At 57.0% G+C, this 230-nt stretch carries 1 pseudogene; it reads right to left on the reverse strand.

Annotated features, from left to right (window positions below):
• Positions 1 to 230, reverse strand: a pseudogene (locus ACTHS3_RS18875) (tetratricopeptide repeat protein); the annotation flags it as partial.

The raw sequence follows: 230 nt of genomic DNA on the forward strand, positions 1-230 counted from the left end.
TGTTTTTCGAGTTGTTGCAGGCGCTGGTTGGTGTTTTCCATTTCGCGCTCCAAACGTTCGGCCTGCATACCCAAGCGTTCGATTTGAGTCATCGTGTTCAAATCGGGATAGGGAATGGCGGAGGATTCGGCTGCGGCGGTAGGAATATCGGGCAGCATGAAGGTGTCGCCGGATTTGGGTTTGGGGGCGGTCGAGGCGCAGGCGTTGAGCAGGAGGATGCCGGCAAACAG

Source organism: Neisseria sp. P0009.S007, assembly GCF_051962515.1.